This is a genomic window from Enterobacter sp. RHBSTW-00994, assembly GCF_013782625.1.
Lineage (GTDB): Bacteria > Pseudomonadota > Gammaproteobacteria > Enterobacterales > Enterobacteriaceae > Enterobacter.
The window spans coordinates 4264228-4283282 of record NZ_CP056199.1; the positions used below are offsets into that span (position 1 = coordinate 4264228).

19 protein-coding genes are annotated in these 19055 nt (G+C 51.8%); 14 read left to right on the forward strand and 5 right to left on the reverse strand.

Annotated elements, in window-relative coordinates; all coding sequences use genetic code 11:
- The first annotated feature begins 6 nt into the window (after positions 1 to 6).
- The 10 genes from kdsD (at position 7) to npr (ending at position 6935) form a co-directional block, all read left to right on the forward strand.
- Positions 7 to 993 (forward strand): arabinose-5-phosphate isomerase KdsD, encoded by a 987-nt coding sequence (gene kdsD / locus HV346_RS20340; RefSeq protein ID WP_181620965.1) that lies wholly within the window; start codon positions 7 to 9, stop codon positions 991 to 993.
- Between the two features lie 14 nt (positions 994 to 1007).
- Positions 1008 to 1574: a 3-deoxy-manno-octulosonate-8-phosphatase KdsC gene (kdsC, locus tag HV346_RS20345; RefSeq protein WP_181623843.1), complete on the forward strand. Its 567-nt coding sequence runs from the start codon at positions 1008 to 1010 to the stop codon at positions 1572 to 1574.
- Positions 1571 to 2146 carry an LPS export ABC transporter periplasmic protein LptC gene (lptC, locus tag HV346_RS20350; RefSeq protein WP_181620966.1) on the forward strand — a complete coding sequence of 192 codons (576 nt, stop codon included), beginning with the start codon at positions 1571 to 1573 and terminating at the stop codon, positions 2144 to 2146. Before kdsC ends, lptC begins: the two co-directional genes overlap by 4 nt.
- Positions 2115 to 2669, forward strand: a complete 555-nt coding sequence (lptA, locus tag HV346_RS20355) for a lipopolysaccharide ABC transporter substrate-binding protein LptA (protein ID WP_181620967.1) — start codon at positions 2115 to 2117, stop codon at positions 2667 to 2669. The genes lptC and lptA overlap by 32 nt, the downstream gene beginning before the upstream one ends.
- 6 nt (positions 2670 to 2675) lie before the next feature.
- Complete coding sequence (lptB, locus tag HV346_RS20360) at positions 2676 to 3401, forward strand: LPS export ABC transporter ATP-binding protein (RefSeq protein WP_181620968.1); 726 nt, start codon at positions 2676 to 2678, stop codon at positions 3399 to 3401.
- Positions 3402 to 3448: 47 nt separating this feature from the next.
- Positions 3449 to 4882, forward strand: a complete 1434-nt coding sequence (rpoN, locus tag HV346_RS20365) for an RNA polymerase factor sigma-54 (RefSeq protein ID WP_181620969.1) — start codon at positions 3449 to 3451, stop codon at positions 4880 to 4882.
- A gap of 22 nt (positions 4883 to 4904) precedes the next feature.
- A complete protein-coding gene (hpf, locus tag HV346_RS20370; RefSeq protein WP_014071954.1) occupies positions 4905 to 5192 on the forward strand; it encodes a ribosome hibernation promoting factor in 288 nt (95 codons plus the stop codon).
- Between the two features lie 82 nt (positions 5193 to 5274).
- Complete coding sequence (gene ptsN, locus HV346_RS20375) at positions 5275 to 5766, forward strand: PTS IIA-like nitrogen regulatory protein PtsN (RefSeq protein ID WP_014833457.1); 492 nt, start codon at positions 5275 to 5277, stop codon at positions 5764 to 5766.
- Positions 5767 to 5811: 45 nt separating this feature from the next.
- A complete protein-coding gene (gene rapZ, locus HV346_RS20380; protein ID WP_112010916.1) occupies positions 5812 to 6666 on the forward strand; it encodes an RNase adapter RapZ in 855 nt (284 codons plus the stop codon).
- Positions 6663 to 6935: a PTS phosphocarrier protein NPr gene (gene npr / locus HV346_RS20385; RefSeq protein WP_181620970.1), complete on the forward strand. Its 273-nt coding sequence runs from the start codon at positions 6663 to 6665 to the stop codon at positions 6933 to 6935. The genes rapZ and npr overlap by 4 nt, the downstream gene beginning before the upstream one ends.
- Positions 6936 to 6967: 32 nt before the next feature.
- On the opposite strand, the gene mtgA is transcribed toward npr, so the two are convergent.
- From mtgA to lptF, 5 genes are all read right to left on the reverse strand, one after another.
- On the reverse strand, positions 6968 to 7693 hold the full coding sequence (gene mtgA, locus HV346_RS20390) for a monofunctional biosynthetic peptidoglycan transglycosylase (protein WP_181620971.1): 726 nt from the start codon (positions 7691 to 7693) through the stop codon (positions 6968 to 6970).
- Positions 7690 to 8343: an isoprenoid biosynthesis glyoxalase ElbB gene (gene elbB / locus HV346_RS20395; RefSeq protein ID WP_181623844.1), complete on the reverse strand. Its 654-nt coding sequence runs from the start codon at positions 8341 to 8343 to the stop codon at positions 7690 to 7692. The genes mtgA and elbB overlap by 4 nt, the downstream gene beginning before the upstream one ends.
- A gap of 231 nt (positions 8344 to 8574) precedes the next feature.
- The gene (gene arcB / locus HV346_RS20400) at positions 8575 to 10908 is read right to left on the reverse strand and encodes an aerobic respiration two-component sensor histidine kinase ArcB (RefSeq protein WP_181620972.1); all 2334 of its coding nucleotides are present in this window, start codon (positions 10906 to 10908) and stop codon (positions 8575 to 8577) included.
- 136 nt (positions 10909 to 11044) lie between these two features.
- A complete protein-coding gene (gene lptG, locus HV346_RS20405; RefSeq protein ID WP_181620973.1) occupies positions 11045 to 12127 on the reverse strand; it encodes an LPS export ABC transporter permease LptG in 1083 nt (360 codons plus the stop codon).
- Positions 12127 to 13227 carry an LPS export ABC transporter permease LptF gene (gene lptF / locus HV346_RS20410; RefSeq protein ID WP_181620974.1) on the reverse strand — a complete coding sequence of 367 codons (1101 nt, stop codon included), beginning with the start codon at positions 13225 to 13227 and terminating at the stop codon, positions 12127 to 12129. Before lptF ends, lptG begins: the two co-directional genes overlap by 1 nt.
- Before the next feature lie 266 nt (positions 13228 to 13493).
- On the opposite strand from lptF, the gene pepA reads away from it, so the two are divergent.
- The 4 genes from pepA to HV346_RS20430 all read left to right on the forward strand — a co-directional run bounded on the left by pepA (position 13494) and on the right by HV346_RS20430 (position 19017).
- On the forward strand, positions 13494 to 15005 hold the full coding sequence (gene pepA, locus HV346_RS20415) for a leucyl aminopeptidase (RefSeq protein WP_181620975.1): 1512 nt from the start codon (positions 13494 to 13496) through the stop codon (positions 15003 to 15005).
- Positions 15006 to 15092: 87 nt separating this feature from the next.
- A complete protein-coding gene (holC, locus tag HV346_RS20420) occupies positions 15093 to 15536 on the forward strand; it encodes a DNA polymerase III subunit chi (protein WP_181620976.1) in 444 nt (147 codons plus the stop codon).
- Positions 15536 to 18391, forward strand: coding sequence for a valine--tRNA ligase (locus tag HV346_RS20425; RefSeq protein ID WP_181620977.1), 2856 nt, complete (start codon positions 15536 to 15538; stop codon positions 18389 to 18391). Before holC ends, HV346_RS20425 begins: the two co-directional genes overlap by 1 nt.
- Before the next feature lie 122 nt (positions 18392 to 18513).
- Positions 18514 to 19017 (forward strand): GNAT family N-acetyltransferase, encoded by a 504-nt coding sequence (locus tag HV346_RS20430; protein WP_181620978.1) that lies wholly within the window; start codon positions 18514 to 18516, stop codon positions 19015 to 19017.
- The last annotated feature ends 38 nt before the right edge of the window (positions 19018 to 19055 follow it).

Consider the following 19055-nt stretch of genomic DNA (forward strand, 5'->3'; position numbering starts at 1 on the left):
CGCATTATGTCGCAAATAGAATTGCAGCCGGATTTTGACTTTCAGAAAGCAGGCAAAGAAGTTCTGGAGATTGAACGTGAAGGTCTGGCGCAGTTAGATCAGTACATTAACCATGATTTCAGCCAGGCATGTGAGAAAATGTTCCACTGCTCAGGCAAAGTCGTGGTAATGGGCATGGGCAAATCGGGTCACATTGGCCGCAAGATGGCTGCAACCTTTGCCAGTACAGGCACATCGTCATTCTTTGTACATCCAGGTGAGGCCGCGCACGGTGACCTGGGGATGGTCACACCACAGGATATCGTGATTGCGCTGTCTAATTCCGGTGAGTCCAATGAAATACTGGCATTGATCCCTGTACTGAAACGACTGCAGGTTCCGCTTATCTGCATGACCAGTCGCCCGGAAAGCAGCATGGCCCGTGCCGCCGATATCCACCTGTGCGTCAAAGTCCCCAAAGAGGCATGTCCTCTCGGACTGGCCCCAACCTCCAGCACGACTGCCGCGCTGGTGATGGGTGATGCACTTGCCGTTGCGCTCCTCGAAGCCCGAGGTTTTACACCCGAAGATTTTGCGCTCTCTCATCCCGGCGGGGCGTTGGGACGCAAACTACTGCTTCGGGTAAACGACATTATGCATACAGGCGATGAGATCCCTCACGTCAGTAAAACTGCCTCACTTCGGGATGCATTACTGGAAATCACCCATAAAAATCTCGGTATGACTGTCATCTGTGATGAGCAGATGAAGATTGACGGGATTTTCACTGATGGCGACTTACGCCGTGTGTTCGATATGGGCGTTGATGTCCGGACATTGGGTATCGCCGATGTGATGACCCCCGGCGGAATTCGCGTTCGTCCAGGCACGCTGGCAGTGGATGTTCTCAACCTGATGCAGTCGCGCCACATCACCGCGGTAATGGTTGCCGATGGCGACCAACTGCTGGGTGTGGTACATATGCATGATCTGCTACGCGCTGGCGTAGTGTAATGAAGGATAAGACAATGAGTAATGCGGGTGCATCCCTTGCAACCTGTTATGGCCCGGTGAGTGCCCACATGATGGCGCAGGCGGAAAAGATCCGTCTGCTGATCCTGGATGTCGATGGCGTCCTCTCCGATGGCTTGATTTATATGGGCAATAATGGCGAAGAGCTGAAAGCATTTAATGTTCGTGATGGTTACGGTATTCGCTGCGCGCTCACATCGGGCATCGAAGTTGCTATCATCACCGGACGGAAGGCTAAACTGGTAGAAGACCGCTGTGAAACACTGGGCATTACCCATCTGTATCAGGGACAATCCGATAAGATGGTCGCGTTCAGGGATTTACTGACGAAACTGTCCATCGCGCCAGAACATGTTGCCTACGTCGGCGACGATCTGATCGACTGGCCAGTCATGGCTGAAGTGGGCCTGAGTATCGCGGTCGCGGATGCACATCCGCTGTTGATCCCGCGTGCCGACTACGTTACCCATATCAACGGTGGTCGTGGTGCTGTCCGTGAAGTATGCGATTTACTGCTGCTGGCGCAGGGTAAGCTTGATGAGGCCAAAGGGCAATCGATATGAGTAAAACCAGACGTTGGGTTATCATTCTGCTTTCACTTGTTGCATTGATCCTGATTGGCGTGAACCTTGCTGACCGTGACGATACGCCAACAGAAGTGGTCAACACTAATGATCCAACATATAAAAGCGATCACAGTGACACCGTGGTCTATAGCCCGGAAGGTGCGCTGAACTATCGCCTGATTGCCCAGCATGTTGAATATTTTTCGGAGCAAGGTGTTTCGTGGTTTACCCAGCCGGTAATGACTACCTTTGATACCGATAAAACACCGACATGGTCGATTAAAGCTGACAGAGCAAAATTGACAAATGACCGTATGCTTTATCTGTATGGTCATGTTGAGGTCAATGCCCTGACCGCAGACTCTCAACTGCGCAAAATTACTACGGATAATGCCCAGATCAACCTGGTCACTCAGGATGTCACTTCGCAGGATCTGGTCACATTGTACGGTACAACATTTAATTCCAGCGGTCTGAGAATGCGCGGGAACTTACGCAGCAAAAACGCCGAGCTGATTGAAAAGGTTAGAACCTCCTATGAAATTCAAAACAAACAAACTCAGCCTTAATTTCGTGATTGCCAGCGCACTGCTGGCCGCCAGTCTTCCCGCGCTTGCTGTGACTGGTGATACCGAACAACCGATTCATATTGAATCCGACACTCAGTCGCTTGATATGCAGGGTAACGTCGTCACCTTCACTGGCAACGTCGTCATGACCCAGGGCACAATCAAAATTAATGCCGATAAAGTGGTCGTCACCCGTCCGGGCGGCGAGCAGGGCAAAGAAATTATTGATGGCTATGGCAACCCTGCCACCTTCTATCAAATGCAGGATAACGGTAAGCCAGTAAAAGGCCGCGCCACACATATGCACTATGAGCTGGCGAAAGACCTTGTCATCCTGACAGGTAATGCTTATCTGGAACAACTGGATAGCAATATCACCGGTGACAAAATCACCTATCTGGTGAAAGAGCAGAAGATGCAAGCGTCCAGCGAGAAAGGCAAACGCGTGACAACCGTGCTTGTTCCATCACAGCTGCAGGACAAAGGCCAAAGCCAGGCCCCGGCACAGAAGAAGAGTAACTAATTCGTTATGGCAACATTAACTGCAAAGAACCTCGCCAAAGCCTATAAAGGCCGTCGCGTCGTAGAAGATGTCAGTCTGACCGTAAATTCTGGCGAAATTGTTGGCCTTTTAGGCCCTAACGGTGCAGGTAAAACCACTACATTTTATATGGTGGTGGGCATTGTCCCACGCGATGCAGGCAACATTATCATTGATGATGATGACATTAGCTTGCTGCCACTGCACGCGCGTGCGCGCCGTGGTATTGGCTATCTGCCTCAGGAAGCTTCCATTTTCCGCCGCTTGAGCGTCTTCGATAACCTGATGGCAGTCCTGCAGATCCGCGACGATCTTAGCGCCGAACAACGTCAGGATCGCGCCAACGAGTTGATGGAAGAGTTCCATATCGAACATCTGCGCGATAACCTTGGGCAGGCACTCTCTGGTGGTGAACGTCGCCGTGTCGAGATAGCTCGTGCGCTGGCTGCAAATCCTAAATTTATCCTTCTGGATGAGCCCTTTGCGGGTGTTGACCCCATATCGGTTATCGACATCAAACGCATTATTGAACACCTGCGCGATAGCGGGCTCGGCGTACTTATCACTGACCATAACGTCCGTGAAACGCTGGCTGTCTGCGAACGTGCATATATTGTTAGCCAGGGCCATCTGATTGCTCATGGCACGCCTCAACAGATCCTCGAAGATGAACATGTTAAGCGCGTGTACCTTGGGGAAGACTTCAGACTCTGATAGGGTAGAGGTATTGTCACGCCGAACCGGAGAATAATGCTCTGAACATGAAGCAAGGTTTGCAATTAAGGCTCAGCCAACAACTGGCAATGACGCCACAGCTACAGCAGGCTATTCGCCTGTTGCAACTGTCCACGCTAGAACTTCAGCAAGAACTCCAGCAAGCGCTGGATAGCAACCCATTGCTGGAGCAAACCGATCTTCATGACGAGGTAGAAACCCAGCAGACACAAGATACAGAAGCGCTCGACACCGTTGATGCTCTCGAACAAAAAGAGATGCCGGACGAGCTGCCTCTGGATGCCAGTTGGGATGAAATCTACACCGCAGGAACGCCATCTGGAACGCGCGTGGACTATCAGGACGACGAATTACCTGTCTATCAGGGTGAAACAACCCAGTCGTTGCAAGATTATCTAATGTGGCAAGTCGAGCTGACGCCGTTCTCTGACACCGATCGCGCTATTGCGACGTCCATTGTCGATGCCGTTGATGATACCGGTTATTTAACGGTGACGCTGGACGATATCCTGGAAAGCATCGGCAATGATGAGATTGATCTTGAAGAGATTGAAGCGGTTCTGAAACGTATCCAGCGCTTTGATCCGGTTGGCGTCGCCGCTAAAGATCTGCGCGACTGCCTGTTGATCCAGCTTTCTCAGTTTGCCAGGGAAACACCATGGATTGACGAGGCGCGATTAATCATCAGCGAACACCTGGATCTCCTGGCAAACCATGATTTCCGCACACTGATGCGCGTAACACGCCTGAAAGAAGACGTACTTAAAGAAGCGGTCAACCTGATCCAATCACTGGATCCGCGCCCTGGCCAATCGATCCAGACCAGTGAACCTGAATACGTTATCCCTGATGTGCTGGTCAGAAAACATAATGACCGATGGGTTGTCGAACTGAATTCTGACAGTATTCCTCGCCTGCAAATCAACCAGCAGTATGCTTCGATGTGTACCAGTGTGCGCAACGACTCTGACAATCAATACATTCGTAGCAACCTTCAGGAAGCACGATGGTTGATCAAAAGCCTGGAGAGCCGAAACGATACCCTGCTACGTGTAAGTCGCTGTATCGTTGAGCAACAGCAGGCATTCTTTGAGCAGGGTGAAGAGTTTATGAAACCGATGGTGCTGGCAGATATTGCTCAGGCCGTCGAGATGCATGAATCGACGATTTCCCGTGTGACCACACAAAAGTATCTGCACAGTCCACGCGGTATTTTTGAGCTTAAGTATTTCTTCTCCAGTCATGTGAATACCGAAGGCGGTGGCGAAGCCTCGTCGACGGCGATTCGCGCACTGGTGAAGAAGTTGATCGCCGCGGAAAATCCCGCGAAGCCACTGAGTGACAGTAAGTTAACCACCATGCTGTCCGATCAGGGTATTATGGTGGCACGCCGTACTGTTGCGAAGTATCGAGAGTCTTTATCCATTCCGCCGTCTAACCAGCGTAAACAACTGGTCTGACACAACCGATAAGGAAGACACTATGCAGCTCAACATCACAGGACACAATGTCGAAATTACTGATGCTTTACGCGATTTTGTGAATGCTAAATTCGCGAAACTTGAGCAGTATTTCGAAAGGATAAACCAGGTCTACATTGTGTTAAAAGTGGAGAAAGTGACTCATATCTCGGACGCAACCCTGCATGTTAATGGGGGCGAGCTTCATGCCAGTGCGGAAGGGCAAGACATGTATGCGGCTATCGACGGCTTGATTGACAAGCTTGCGCGACAGCTTAATAAACATAAAGATAAACTAAAACAACACTAATTGTCCGGGCAGTTAACGGGTGCAGGAAGGCCTGTTGTGAAACACAACGGGCCATTTGTACAGTTAGCGCTTAGGTGAAATTATGATGAACAACGATTCCGCTCTCCAACTGAGCAACGTCCTTAACCAGGAATGTACCCGCAGTGGTGTCCACTGCCAGAGCAAAAAACGTGCGCTGGAAATCATCAGTGAACTGGCTGCAAAACAGCTGGGCCTACCACCGCAGGTCGTGTTCGAAGCTATTCTGACCCGTGAAAAAATGGGCAGTACTGGCATCGGCAACGGCATTGCAATTCCTCATGGCAAGCTGGAAGAAGATACCTTGCGTGCCGTCGGTGTTTTTGTACAACTGGAAACACCTATCGCCTTTGACGCCATTGATAACCAGCCGGTCGATCTCCTCTTCGCACTGTTGGTTCCGGCCGATCAGACAAAAACCCATCTGCACACGCTTTCTCTGGTCGCCAAACGCCTGGCAGATAAAACCATTTGCCGCCGACTGCGCTCAGCCCAAAGTGATGAAGAGCTGTATCAAATTATCACTGAAGCAGAAGGCAGTCAGGATGATGCATAACAATGAGATGGCCTTCACATCTGTTGTCCTGAGGAGAACCGGAACATGGTGTTGATGATTGTCAGCGGTCGCTCGGGGTCCGGGAAATCCGTCGCCCTTCGTGCGCTCGAGGATATGGGCTTTTACTGCGTGGATAACCTGCCGGTTGTGCTGCTGCCCGACCTTGCGCGGACGCTTGCAGACAGACAAATCTCTGCTGCCGTCAGTATCGACGTCCGTAACATGCCTGAATCACCTGAAGTCTTTGAGCAGGCAATGAATAGCCTGCCAGAAGCCTTCTCACCGCAACTGCTGTTCCTCGACGCAGATCGGAACACGCTTATCCGTCGTTACAGTGATACACGCCGTTTGCATCCACTTTCCAGTAAAAATCTGTCCCTGGAGAGCGCGATCGACGAAGAGAGCGATCTGCTGGAGCCGCTGCGCTCACGTGCAGATCTGATTGTCGACACATCAGAGATGTCAGTTCATGAACTGGCCGAAATGCTGAGAACGCGTTTGCTGGGTAAACGTGAGCGTGAACTGACGATGGTGTTTGAGTCCTTTGGCTTTAAACATGGTATTCCCATCGATGCGGATTATGTTTTTGATGTGCGCTTCCTGCCTAACCCGCACTGGGACCCTAAATTACGCCCAATGACCGGCCTTGATAAGCCCGTCGCAGCATTCCTCGACAGACACACAGAAGTTCACAATTTTATCTACCAGACGCGAAGCTACCTTGAGCTATGGTTACCTATGCTGGAGACAAACAATCGTAGCTACCTGACAGTGGCGATTGGTTGTACTGGCGGTAAACATCGTTCGGTTTATATTGCCGAGCAACTGGCCGATTACTTCCGTTCACGCGGAAAGAACGTTCAGTCCCGTCATCGCACGCTGGAAAAACGTAAAACATGACTGTAAAACAAACTGTTGAGATCACCAATAAGCTAGGTATGCATGCACGCCCGGCAATGAAGTTGTTTGAACTGATGCAGGGATTTGAAGCAGAGGTTCTGTTGCGTAACGATGAGGGAACAGAAGCAGAAGCCAATAGCGTCATTGCACTACTGATGCTCGATTCTGCGAAAGGTCGACAGATTGAAGTCGAAGCGACCGGCCCGCAGGAAGAAGAAGCTCTGGCTGCCGTCATTGCGTTATTTAATGCCGGGTTCGACGAAGACTGAACTTCTTACCCTCTCCCGCCAGGAGAGGGACATCAATACAGTTTATGCTCCACCATAAAGCTCTCCCCACCCAGTTGCCTCATCTGACGCATTATCCATGCCTGACGGCTGCGTACATATCCTGAAGGTGCATTCACCTTAAAACGGATCGGATTCGGTAGAACGGCGGCAAGTAGCGCCGCCTCGGAGAGTGTCAGCCTGCTGGCAGGTTTATGGAAGTAGCGTTGCGCCGCCGCTTCCACGCCAAATACACCCTCACCAAACTCCGCAATATTCAGGTAGACGGTCAAAATACGCTTTTTGCTCCAGACGGTTTCCATTCCGAGCGTCAAACCCGCTTCCAGTCCTTTTCGTAACCAGCTACGCCCGTCCCACAAAAACAGATTTTTGGCCGTCTGCTGTGACAATGTCGACGCACCTCGAACGCGATTCTCATGACGTTCGTTGTGCGCCAGCGCTTTCTCAATGGCCGCCACGTCAAAACCCCAGTGTTCCGGGAATTTCTGATCTTCTGCTGCAATGACCGCCAGCCCCATCAGCGGTGACATTTCATCCATGCTCACCCAATCAGAGTGCGCAACATAGCTGAAATCGCCCGATACCCATGCACCAAGCTGGCGTTCGATCATCACTGCGGAAAAGGGAACGGGCACAACACTGAATAACGCAATACCGCCCCCCCAGAATACGGCGAGCACCAGGACAATGCGGAGCAGGAGATGTTTTACCCATGCGCTCACTGCAAATTTGCGACTCATTCAGTCAGAACCAGCACTCGATCCACCAGCTTTTCAATACCCGTTGCGGCTTCCACAATATTCTGCGCGAGCATATACGCTGGCGTGGTGACAATCTTGTTATCTTCATCAACAACAATATCGTCAACCGGGCAAGGAACATGCTCGCCCCCCATGTCCTCGATAATTTCAGCCGTATCAATATCCGTTCCAATGGTCAGGCGTAGCGGGAAATCAAAGATTTTAGGTAGCATCGCTGGCGCAATACAGATAAAACCCAGCGGCTTACCGGCACTATGCATCGCCAATGCCAGCGCTTTCAACTCGCTATCAACATGGCATTCACTTCCCTGGGAGGCAAAGGTGCTTAAATTTTTTGCCGCGCCAAAACCGCCTGGCACAATGAGTGCATCCAGTGCAGTCGCATTTGCCTGTGCCAGAGGCTGGATGTTGCCTCGGGCAATGCGCGCCGCTTCAGTCAGAACGTTACGGGTCTCCGGCATCACTTCGCCTGTTAAATGATTGATAACATCTACCTGATTTTTATCCGGAGCAAAACAAATCACTTCTGCGCCATGCCGGGCTAATGCCAGCAACGTTAATACCGATTCATGTATTTCTGCACCGTCGTAAACACCGCATCCACTCAGCACAACACCAATCTTTTTCATCATGACGATCCTTCTTTGCAACCCACTGACGGACATTAATAATTCTGATTAAACCGCTATGCTTCACACATTTCACTGATTCATGTAACAAACCATTTAAGATTTGCTATCTTATCTGCGTGCGGCCTAAATATTCAGGCTGCGTCTATGCGAAAACAACATGATAAATCAGGCGCAGCCACGATTTCCCTGGTGTTGGCGCAGTATTCGCGCACCCCGGTTTATCCGGGGTCATTTTTTTGTATTTTCCACCCACGCTTTGAGCACCGCCACATCGTTTTGCCATTCCTGTTTCATCTCTTCAACCCATTCACCAACGTTATCTTCCCATGCCGGGAGATCGGGAGATTGAATCTGTTGACCCAGTTGCTGCAAGTGGCGTAAACCAATCGAACCGGCTGCACCTTTGATCTTATGACCTTCTTCAACAATCCCTTTCTGATCGCGAGCCGTCAGATTTGACTCCAGCACGCTCAAGTAACCTGGCATCATTTTTTCAAACACAGCCAGTCCATCAGTAATCAGTTTTGGGCCAACCAACTCGATATATTGCTCAAGCATGGCGGTATCCAGTATCGCTTGTGCTTTAGCGCTATCAACAGATGTCATGGTGCTCTCCTCTTCATCACAGGTATCCCAGAACTTCTTAATCATGGCGGTTAATGCAGGGACCGCCAGAGGCTTGCTAAGTACATCGTCCATACCGGCATCAAGGTACTCTTTTTTATCCTTCAGGACGTTGGCCGTCAGAGCAACCAGTGGCGGCAACTCATCAGCAGCATATTTCCCGGTCAACTCACGAGAGATATCCAGCCCTGTCATGTCCGGCAACTGAATATCCAGCAAAACGAGGTCATACTCACCAGGCGTAAACATCTCCAGTGCCGCTTTGCCAGTCATCGCCACGTCCACACTGCTACCCAGTTTTTCCAGCACAGAACGGGCCACGATCACGTTCAGTTCAATGTCTTCCACCAGCAGCACATGCAACGCAGGGAGCGGCATATCATCACTGTCGAAGGTATCCTCTACTTCCTCAGCCACAGCGGGCGCATGGACTGTCAGCGTAAAGGTCGAACCACTGCCAGGGTGACTGGTAACGGTGATGTCGCCACCCATACTCTTCGCCAGACGTTTTGAAACCGCAAGGCCAATACCGGTTCCGGTCGCCGGTTTACCCCCATGGCTGTCCTTCACCTGATAATACATAGCAAAGATTTTATCCTGCTCTTCGTGCGGAATGCCGATACCTGAGTCTTCTACCTCAAAGTGCAGCATGTCACCTTCGTCGTAGCGGATACGCACCGCAACCTTACCATTCTGGGTAAACTTCACGGCATTGCTGATGAGATTCCACAGAATTTGTCGCAGGCGTGTGCCATCTGTCACCACTTTATGCGGCAGTGGCAAGGTTGGCTCCATCACAAAGCGCAGCCCTTTTTGCTGCGCCTGTAATCCTGAGAGGTTCTCGAGATCCGCCAGGAAACTGGTGAAATCGATCGGCTGGTTATCGAGCTGAACTTTGCGGCGTTCCATTTTATCCATGTCGATAATATCATTGAAGATATTGCCAAGCGTAACAGCAGAAACATGGATCGTTTTGAGGTATTTCTCCTGCTCCCCCGTCAACTCAGTGTCCAACAGAATACGGCTTAAGCCGACAATCCCATTCAGCGGAGTACGAAGCTCATGGCTGATGGTGGAGATGAAGGTCGTCTTGTCGCGGCTCGCACGTTCCAGAGCGTCCTGATAACGCTTACGTTCAGTAATGTCGCGCCCAAAGCCCATCAGGCCATGGCGTTTACCCACACGGTCGTAATAAGGCACTTTACGGATTTCAAAGCAGGCTTTGCGCCCATCAGGATAATCCAGCCACTGTTCATAGGTGAGGGAAACATTGTGGCGGAAGACTTTTTCATCGGTCTCCATTACCTTGGCGGCCGCCTCTTCGGAATAGACATCCTGCGGCTTCAGGTTAATCAGCTGTTTTTCACTTTTCCCCGTGAGCAGCTCCATTGCCCGGTTGCAGCCTGAAAACTCTTTGTCTTCGTTGCGATAGAAAACGAGATCCGGTGACGCATCCAGGAATGAGCGCAGGAAAGACGATTGCTGTTCGAGCTGGATTTGTGTCACTTCACGCTCTTTCATCTCAATCTTGAGCTGTTCCAGCGTGGTCTGGCGCTCGGCTTCTGCTTTTTCGCGATCCGAAATCTCCTGGTTAAGCTGCGCAATATTGTCTTTCAACTGAACATTGAGTTTGAGATCGCGTTCACGCATCTCTTCCAGTTTCTCAACCAGCCGTGAAAGACGCTGACGGGACTCTTCCAGTTGCTCGACCACCACGGACAGAAAATAGACCGCCCACGGTGTGATCAACAGGCCAAAGAAGATCGAGCGAATTACGTCGATACTTTCGACCTGGCCATGCAAGACCATCGTCACGGCCATCTGCACGACAATGGCCAGCACGACTAATGCCAGTGCCAGCAACATAGAAAATCGCACCAGGCCGAGCTTCATCATCAGATCGACATAGTACTGAGCAAGCATTCGAATTTGCTTCATAGAGGATACCTTCACGACTACATCGCTCAATAATACTCAAATTCGGGGCAAGACGTTGAGGGTTGTGAGAAAAAGTGCGGGGTGAAACAGGAGATTAGCCTCACTCCCGATGTTCAGGAGTGAGGTGAAGTGTTGATCAGGAGCGTTTAAGCAGCAGCCAGAGGCTAATCAGCAGGAAGCTGGCGCTTGGCAGCAGCGCACCAATAATCGGTGGGATCCCGTAAACAAGAGTCAACGGACCAAAAATCTGATCGAGTACATAGAACACGAAGCCAAAGCTGATACCAGTGACGACACGCATCCCCATTGCGACACTTCGGAGTGGCCCGAAGATAAACGACAGTGCCATCAACATCATGACCGCAACGGACATCGGCTGGAAGATTTTACTCCACATGTTGAGCTGGTAACGCCCGGCATCCTGTCCACTCGCCTTCAGATACTTCACATAGTTATGCAAGCCGCTTATCGATAGCGCATCAGGATCCAGGGCAACCACGCCGAGTTTGTCCGGTGTCAGGTTAGTCTTCCACGTGCCAGAAACCGTTTGCGAACCGGTAATTTGTTTCGGATCTTCGAGGTTAGATTCATCAACCTGCGACAAGCGCCAAAGTTTGTTGCTGGCATCGAATTTAGCCGAGGCCGCATAGCGCACAGACTGTAAACGACGGTGCTCATTAAAAGCGTAAATGCTCACACCGCCCAGTTCATCGTCCCCTTTTACGCGTTCGATGTAGACAAAGTTATGACCGTCTTTTGCCCATAATCCCTGCTGGGTCGACAACAATGAGCCGCCATACATAGCCTGAGCACGATAGTTACGAGCCATCTGCTCGCCCTGAGGGGCAACCCACTCACCAATGGCCATGGTCAGCAAAACCAGCGGAATTGCCGTTTTCATTACCGACAGCGCAACTTGCATACGGGTGTAGCCGGAGGCTTGCATCACCACCAGTTCACTACGTTGTGCCAGCATACCCAACCCAAGCAGCGCGCCTAGCAAAGCCGCCATTGGGAAGAAAATCTGCACATCTTTTGGCACACTGAGCAGGGTATACATCCCCGCGCCCAGCGCATCGTAGCTCCCCTGACCTGCTTTTTTTAACTGGTCGACAAACTTAATGATGCCGGAAAGCGACACCAGCATGAACAAGGTCATCATGATGGTGGAAAAAATCGTTTTACCGATGTAGCGATCGAGAACGCCAAATGCCTGCATTACAACGCTCCTTTACGCGAGAACCGGGCACGAATGCGGCGCATGAGCACTGTATCCCAAAGGTTTAATGCCAAAGCCAGCAGGATATACACGCTATTTACTGCCCATGTCCAGACCATAGGATCAAGCTTGCCTTTCGCGCCATTGGAACGAATAGAGGTTTGCAGCAGGAAATAGACCAGGTAAAGCAGCATCGCCGGGAGCATTGAAAGCACACGCCCCTGACGCGGGTTGACCACGCTCAGCGGAACGACAATCAGCGCCATCATAAATACGGTAAATACGAGGGTAATACGCCAGTGGAATTCCGCACGAGCCCGGTCAGTATCCGTATTCCACAACGTACGCATATCCATCTGTTCCGTGTCGCTTGGGTCCAGCGCCACCGCCTGATGGCCAATAATGGCCTGGTAGTTCTGGAAATCCGTAATACGGAAATCACGTAGCATCGCGGTCCCTTCAAAACGCGTCCCTTTATTCAGGGTCACGATCTGAGAGCCATCTTTACTCTGAGCAAGTTGACCGGAATCCGCAACGACGACCGATGGACGTGCATTGCCTTTGGTACGCAGTTGAGCGAGGAACACGTCATTGAATTTACTGCCGTCGACACTCTCAATGAACAACACTGAGTTGCCGTCAGTCGCCTGCTGGAACTGTCCCTGTGCCAACGCGGCCATACCTGGGTTCGCTTTAGCTTCGGCTAACACTTCATCCTGATGACGAGAAGACATGGGGCCTGCCCACATCACATTCACCGCCGCCACAATTCCGGTAAACAGTGCTAATACCATTGCGGCTTTGATCAGCACGGCTTTACTCAGACCGCAGGCGTGCATGACCGTGATTTCACTTTCGGTATAGAGCTTACCGAGCGTCATGAGAAGCCCCAGGAAAAGGCTTAACGGCAGAATAAGCTGAGCCATCTCAGGCACGCCTAATCCGAGCAGAGAAAGCACCAGATTTGTTGGGATTTCGCCGTCAACGGCCGCACCGAGGATCTTGACCAGCTTCTGACAGAAAAAGATCAGCAGCAGGATGAAAAGGATCGCCAGCTGGCTTTTGAGCGTCTCCCGTACCAAATATCTTATGATTATCACTTTAAATACGCCCGTAAAAACCCGTCTCTTTGCTGGAAAATTGCTTGTTTCATGGCTTAAACGTCATTTATTCTCTTGAGTCGTCGAAATCATCGCTAAGATTATAAAACCCGGCGGATTCACGCTTCAGGACATTTTCTGACGTGCTGAAACCGTAGTAACGTAAGATTAACACGAAGTCACCACAACAGCGGACATGAGTTACGAAAGGTTTCAATTCTATCTGTAGCCGCCGCCGTTGTCTTTAAGATTCAGGAGCGTAGTGCATGGAGTTCAGTGTAAAAAGCGGTAGCCCGGAGAAACAGCGGAGTGCCTGCATCGTTGTGGGTGTCTTTGAACCACGCCGCCTCTCCCCGATCGCCGAACAACTCGATAAAATCAGTGATGGCTATATCAGCGCCCTGTTGCGCCGTGGCGAACTGGAAGGCAAACCTGGGCAGACGCTGTTACTGCACCATGTTCCTAACGTGCTGTCCGAACGTATTTTGCTGATTGGCTGTGGCAAAGAGCGCGAGCTGGATGAGCGTCAGTACAAGCAGGTTATTCAGAAAACAATCAATACGCTGAATGATACCGGCTCAATGGAAGCCGTCTGCTTCCTGACTGAACTGCACGTCAAAGGCCGTAACACTTACTGGAAAGTACGTCAGGCGGTAGAGACCGCCAAAGAAAGCCTGTATAGCTTCGATCAACTGAAGACGAATAAAAGCGAGCCACGCCGCCCACTGCGCAAAATGGTCTTCAACGTGCCGACGCGTCGTGAGCTGACCAGCGGGGAACGTGCGATTCAGCACGGTCTGGCGATTGCAGCAGGCATTAAAGCAGCAAAAGATCTGGGCAACATGCCGCCAAATATTTGCAACGCGGCTTACCTCGCCTCTCAGGCTCGTCAACTGGCAGACTCATACAGCAAGAACGTCATCACCCGCGTGATTGGCGAGCAGCAGATGAAAGAGCTGGGCATGCATTCGTATCTGGCGGTGGGCAACGGCTCCCAGAATGAATCCCTGATGTCGGTTATCGAATACAAAGGCAACCCGTCTGAAGACGCACGCCCGATCGTTTTGGTCGGTAAAGGTCTGACCTTCGACTCCGGTGGTATCTCCATCAAACCTGCCGAAGGCATGGACGAGATGAAGTACGACATGTGTGGCGCGGCTGCAGTCTACGGCGTGATGAGAATGGTGGCGGAACTTCAGTTACCGATTAACGTTATTGGCGTGCTTGCGGGCTGTGAAAACATGCCTGGCGGTCGCGCATACCGTCCGGGTGATGTTCTGACCACCATGTCCGGTCAAACCGTTGAAGTGCTGAATACCGATGCTGAAGGGCGTCTGGTACTGTGCGACGTACTGACCTACGTTGAGCGTTTCGAACCTGAAGCGGTTATCGACGTCGCCACACTTACCGGTGCGTGCGTGATTGCTCTGGGCCACCACATCACGGGCCTGATGTCGAACCACAACCCGTTGGCGCATGAACTGATTGGTGCATCTGAGCAGGCTGGCGATCGCGCATGGCGTCTGCCGCTGGGTGATGAATATCAGGAGCAGTTAGAGTCCAACTTTGCCGATATGGCGAATATTGGTGGTCGTCCTGGCGGTGCAATTACGGCGGGCTGCTTCCTGTCACGCTTTACCCGTAAGTACAACTGGGCTCACCTGGACATTGCCGGAACGGCATGGCGCTCCGGTAAAGCCAAAGGTGCTACGGGTCGTCCAGTAGCCTTGCTGTCGCAGTTCCTGCTGAATCGCGCCGGGTTTAACGGCGAAGAGTAAGTTAAGAACGGCAGCAAACTATAGGCCGGGTAAGGCGATGCCGCCACCCGGCTTAAGCATTTAAAGTGAGCAAAAGAAACCCCATATATGAAGAATGCAACGTTCTACCTTCTGGACAATGACACTACCGCAGACGGTTTAAGCGCCGTCGAGCAACTGGTGTGTGAAATTGCCGCAGAACGTTGGCGCAACGGGAAACGCGTCCTGATCGCCTGTGAAGATGAACAGCAGGCCATTCGTCTGGACGAGGCGCTGTGGGCACGACCACCTGAAAGTTTTGTCCCACACAATCTGTCGGGCGAAGGGCCACGAGGCGGTGCACCCGTCGAAATTGCCTGGCCGCAAAAGCGCAACAGCAGTGCACGCGATATTCTGATTAGCCTGCGTACAAGCTTTGCAGATTTTGCCACCGCTTTCACAGAAGTGGTAGACTTCGTCCCTTACGAAGACTCTCTGAAACAACTGGCGCGCGAACGTTATAAAGCGTACCGCCTGGCTGGTTTTAACCTGAATACGGCAACCTGGAAATAATGGAAAAGACATACAACCCACGAGATATCGAACAGCCGCTTTACGAGCACTGGGAGCAGCAGGGCTATTTCAAGCCTAATGGCGATGAAAGCAAAGAGTCCTTCTGCATCATGATCCCGCCGCCGAACGTCACCGGCAGTTTGCATATGGGTCATGCCTTCCAGCAGACTATCATGGACACCATGATCCGTTACCAGCGCATGCAGGGCAAAAACACCCTGTGGCAGGCTGGTACTGACCATGCGGGTATCGCAACCCAAATGGTAGTTGAGCGTAAGATTGCCGCTGAAGAAGGTAAAACTCGCCACGACTACGGTCGCGATGCCTTCATCGACAAAATTTGGCAGTGGAAAGCAGAATCTGGCGGCACGATTACTCGTCAGATGCGCCGTCTCGGCAACTCCGTGGACTGGGAGCGTGAGCGCTTCACCATGGATGAAGGTCTTTCCAATGCGGTTAAAGAAGTGTTCGTCCGTCTGTACAAAGAAGATCTGATTTACCGAGGCAAACGCCTGGTAAACTGGGATCCGAAACTGCGTACCGCCATCTCTGACCTGGAAGTGGAAAACCGCGAGTCTAAAGGCTCCATGTGGCATATCCGCTATCCGCTGGCTGATGGCGCGAAAACGGCTGACGGAAAAGATTACCTGGTTGTCGCCACCACGCGCCCAGAAACCCTGCTCGGCGATACCGGCGTAGCGGTGAATCCGGAAGATCCGCGCTATAAAGATCTGATCGGTAAGTTCGTGGTACTGCCGCTGGTGAACCGCCGCATTCCAATCCTCGGTGACGAACATGCCGACATGGAAAAAGGCACAGGTTGCGTAAAAATCACCCCTGCACATGACTTTAACGACTACGAAGTTGGCCGTCGTCATGCCCTGCCGATGATCAACATTCTGACCTTTGATGGCGATATCCGTGAAAGCGCGGAAGTCTACGATACCAAAGGTGAAGAGTCTGACGTCTACTCCAGTGAAATCCCGGCTGAATTCCAGAAACTGGAACGTTTTGCCGCACGTAAAGCGGTAGTCGCTGCTGTTGACGCACTCGGCTTGCTGGAAGAGATCAAACCTCACGATCTGACCGTGCCGTACGGCGATCGTGGCGGTGTGGTTATCGAGCCGATGCTGACTGACCAGTGGTATGTCCGTGCTGACGTACTGGCGAAGCCAGCCGTTGAAGCCGTTGAAAACGGTGACATCCAGTTCGTACCAAAACAGTACGAAAACATGTACTTCTCCTGGATGCGTGATATTCAGGACTGGTGTATCTCCCGTCAGCTATGGTGGGGTCACCGTATCCCGGCATGGTACGACGAAGCGGGCAACGTTTACGTAGGCCGTACTGAAGAGGAAGTGCGTCAGGAAAACAACCTGAGCGCCGACATCGCGCTGCGTCAGGACGAAGACGTTCTGGATACCTGGTTCTCCTCCGCGCTGTGGACGTTCTCCACTCTCGGCTGGCCGGAAAACACCGACGCACTGCGTCAGTTCCACCCTACCAGCGTGATGGTTTCTGGCTTTGATATCATCTTCTTCTGGATTGCCCGCATGATCATGATGACCATGCACTTCATCAAAGATGAAAATGGCAAACCTCAGGTTCCGTTCCATACCGTCTACATGACCGGTCTGATCCGTGACGACGAAGGTCAGAAGATGTCCAAATCCAAGGGCAACGTGATTGACCCACTGGATATGGTTGACGGGATCTCGCTGGAAGAGCTGCTGGAAAAACGTACCGGCAACATGATGCAGCCACAACTGGCAGAGAAAATCCGCAAACGTACCGAGAAACAGTTCCCGAACGGCATTGAATCTCACGGTACTGATGCCCTGCGTTTCACCCTGGCAGCGCTGGCCTCTACGGGTCGCGACATCAACTGGGACATGAAACGTCTGGAAGGTTACCGTAACTTCTGTAACAAGCTGTGGAACGCCAGCCGCTTCGTGTTGATGAACACCGAAGATCAGGATTGCGGATTCAACGGCGGCGAAATGGTTCTCTCTCTGGCCGACCGCTGGATCCTGGCCGAGTTTAACCAGACGGTGAGAGCGTATCGTGAAGCGTTGGACAGCTTCCGCTTCGATATTGCGGCGGGAATCCTGTACGAATTCACCTGGAACCAGTTCTGTGACTGGTATCTGGAGCTGGCTAAACCGGTGATGAACGGCGGTACAGATGCGGAACTGCGCGGCACGCGCAACACGCTGATCACCGTTCTGGAAGGTCTGCTGCGCCTTGCACACCCAATCATTCCATTCATCACCGAAACCATCTGGCAGCGTGTGAAAGTGATTGCAGGTATCGAGGCCGACACTATCATGCTGCAGCCGTTCCCGGCATTCGATGCTTCCCGTGTTGATGAAGCCGCCGCGGCCGATACCGAATGGCTGAAACAGGCGATCGTGGCTGTACGTAACATTCGTGCAGAAATGAACATTGCCCCAGGCAAACCACTGGAGCTGCTGCTGCGTGGTTGCAGCGAGGCTGCTGTTCGTCGTGTCACCGAGAACAACACCTTCCTGAAGACGATGGCTCGTCTGGAAAGCATCACAGTATTACCTGCCGATGACAAAGGTCCGGTCTCTGTGACCAAAATCATCGACGGCGCAGAACTGCTGATTCCGATGGCTGGCCTGATCGACAAAGATGCCGAGCTGGCTCGTCTGGCGAAAGAAGTGGCGAAAGTCGATGTGGAAATCGGCAAAATCGAAAGCAAACTGGCAAACGAAGGCTTTGTTGCCCGTGCGCCGGAAGCGGTCATCGCCAAAGAGCGTGAACGTCTGGTTGCTTTTGCTGATGCGAAAACTAAGCTGATCGAGCAGCAGGCCGTTATCGCTGCCCTGTAATGCTTTTACCCCTTACGCTTCATAGCGTAAGGGGTATCCTTCCTGAAATATCCTCGCTTGCACTCCCCTTTTTACGGTGCTATTAACAGCAATTGTGTGTCATTTTTGTCATGAGTAATACTATGAGCGTGATTACCCCCGTCGCCGCCACCATGCGTCGGATCACTGAGCAGGACAACGCAGCCATTGCGGCGGTGATCCGTATCGTTTCAGCGGAATATGGTCTGACAGCCGATAAAGGCTATACCGTTGCCGACCCTAATCTGGATGAGTTATTCCAGCTTTATACCCAACCCGGTCATGCATATTGGGTGATTGAGCAGGATGGGAAAGTCGTGGGCGGAGGTGGTGTTGCACCGCTCAGTTGCAGTGAACCGGATATCTGCGAACTGCAGAAAATGTATTTCCTGCCCAGCGTACGCGGACAAGGTCTGGCGAAAAAACTGGCGCTGGCCGCCCTCGATCATGCCCGCACCCAGGGCTTTAAACGCTGTTACCTCGAAACCACCGAATTCCTCAAAGAGGCGATTGGCCTGTATGAGCACCTGGGCTTTGCGCATATCGATGCACCGCTGGGTTGCACCGGGCACGTAGACTGTGAAGTCAGGATGCTGAAAAGTCTGTAAATTTCGTTCCTGCCCTCTTCTGTTAAGCGGCTGTAAAC

Coding starts and splice junctions, on each gene's coding strand:
- lptC (WP_181620966.1), top strand. CDS start 1,571: ATGAGTAAAACCAGACGTTGGGTTATCATTCTGCTTTCACTTGTTGCA.
- lptA (WP_181620967.1), top strand. CDS start 2,115: ATGAAATTCAAAACAAACAAACTCAGCCTTAATTTCGTGATTGCCAGC.
- HV346_RS20430 (WP_181620978.1), top strand. CDS start 18,514: ATGAGCGTGATTACCCCCGTCGCCGCCACCATGCGTCGGATCACTGAG.
- holC (WP_181620976.1), top strand. CDS start 15,093: ATGAAGAATGCAACGTTCTACCTTCTGGACAATGACACTACCGCAGAC.
- npr (WP_181620970.1), top strand. CDS start 6,663: ATGACTGTAAAACAAACTGTTGAGATCACCAATAAGCTAGGTATGCAT.
- lptG (WP_181620973.1), bottom strand. CDS start 12,127: ATGCAGGCATTTGGCGTTCTCGATCGCTACATCGGTAAAACGATTTTT.
- kdsD (WP_181620965.1), top strand. CDS start 7: ATGTCGCAAATAGAATTGCAGCCGGATTTTGACTTTCAGAAAGCAGGC.
- HV346_RS20425 (WP_181620977.1), top strand. CDS start 15,536: ATGGAAAAGACATACAACCCACGAGATATCGAACAGCCGCTTTACGAG.
- rpoN (WP_181620969.1), top strand. CDS start 3,449: ATGAAGCAAGGTTTGCAATTAAGGCTCAGCCAACAACTGGCAATGACG.
- lptB (WP_181620968.1), top strand. CDS start 2,676: ATGGCAACATTAACTGCAAAGAACCTCGCCAAAGCCTATAAAGGCCGT.
- mtgA (WP_181620971.1), bottom strand. CDS start 7,693: ATGAGTCGCAAATTTGCAGTGAGCGCATGGGTAAAACATCTCCTGCTC.
- kdsC (WP_181623843.1), top strand. CDS start 1,008: ATGAGTAATGCGGGTGCATCCCTTGCAACCTGTTATGGCCCGGTGAGT.
- ptsN (WP_014833457.1), top strand. CDS start 5,275: ATGATGAACAACGATTCCGCTCTCCAACTGAGCAACGTCCTTAACCAG.
- rapZ (WP_112010916.1), top strand. CDS start 5,812: ATGGTGTTGATGATTGTCAGCGGTCGCTCGGGGTCCGGGAAATCCGTC.
- arcB (WP_181620972.1), bottom strand. CDS start 10,908: ATGAAGCAAATTCGAATGCTTGCTCAGTACTATGTCGATCTGATGATG.
- pepA (WP_181620975.1), top strand. CDS start 13,494: ATGGAGTTCAGTGTAAAAAGCGGTAGCCCGGAGAAACAGCGGAGTGCC.
- elbB (WP_181623844.1), bottom strand. CDS start 8,343: ATGAAAAAGATTGGTGTTGTGCTGAGTGGATGCGGTGTTTACGACGGT.
- hpf (WP_014071954.1), top strand. CDS start 4,905: ATGCAGCTCAACATCACAGGACACAATGTCGAAATTACTGATGCTTTA.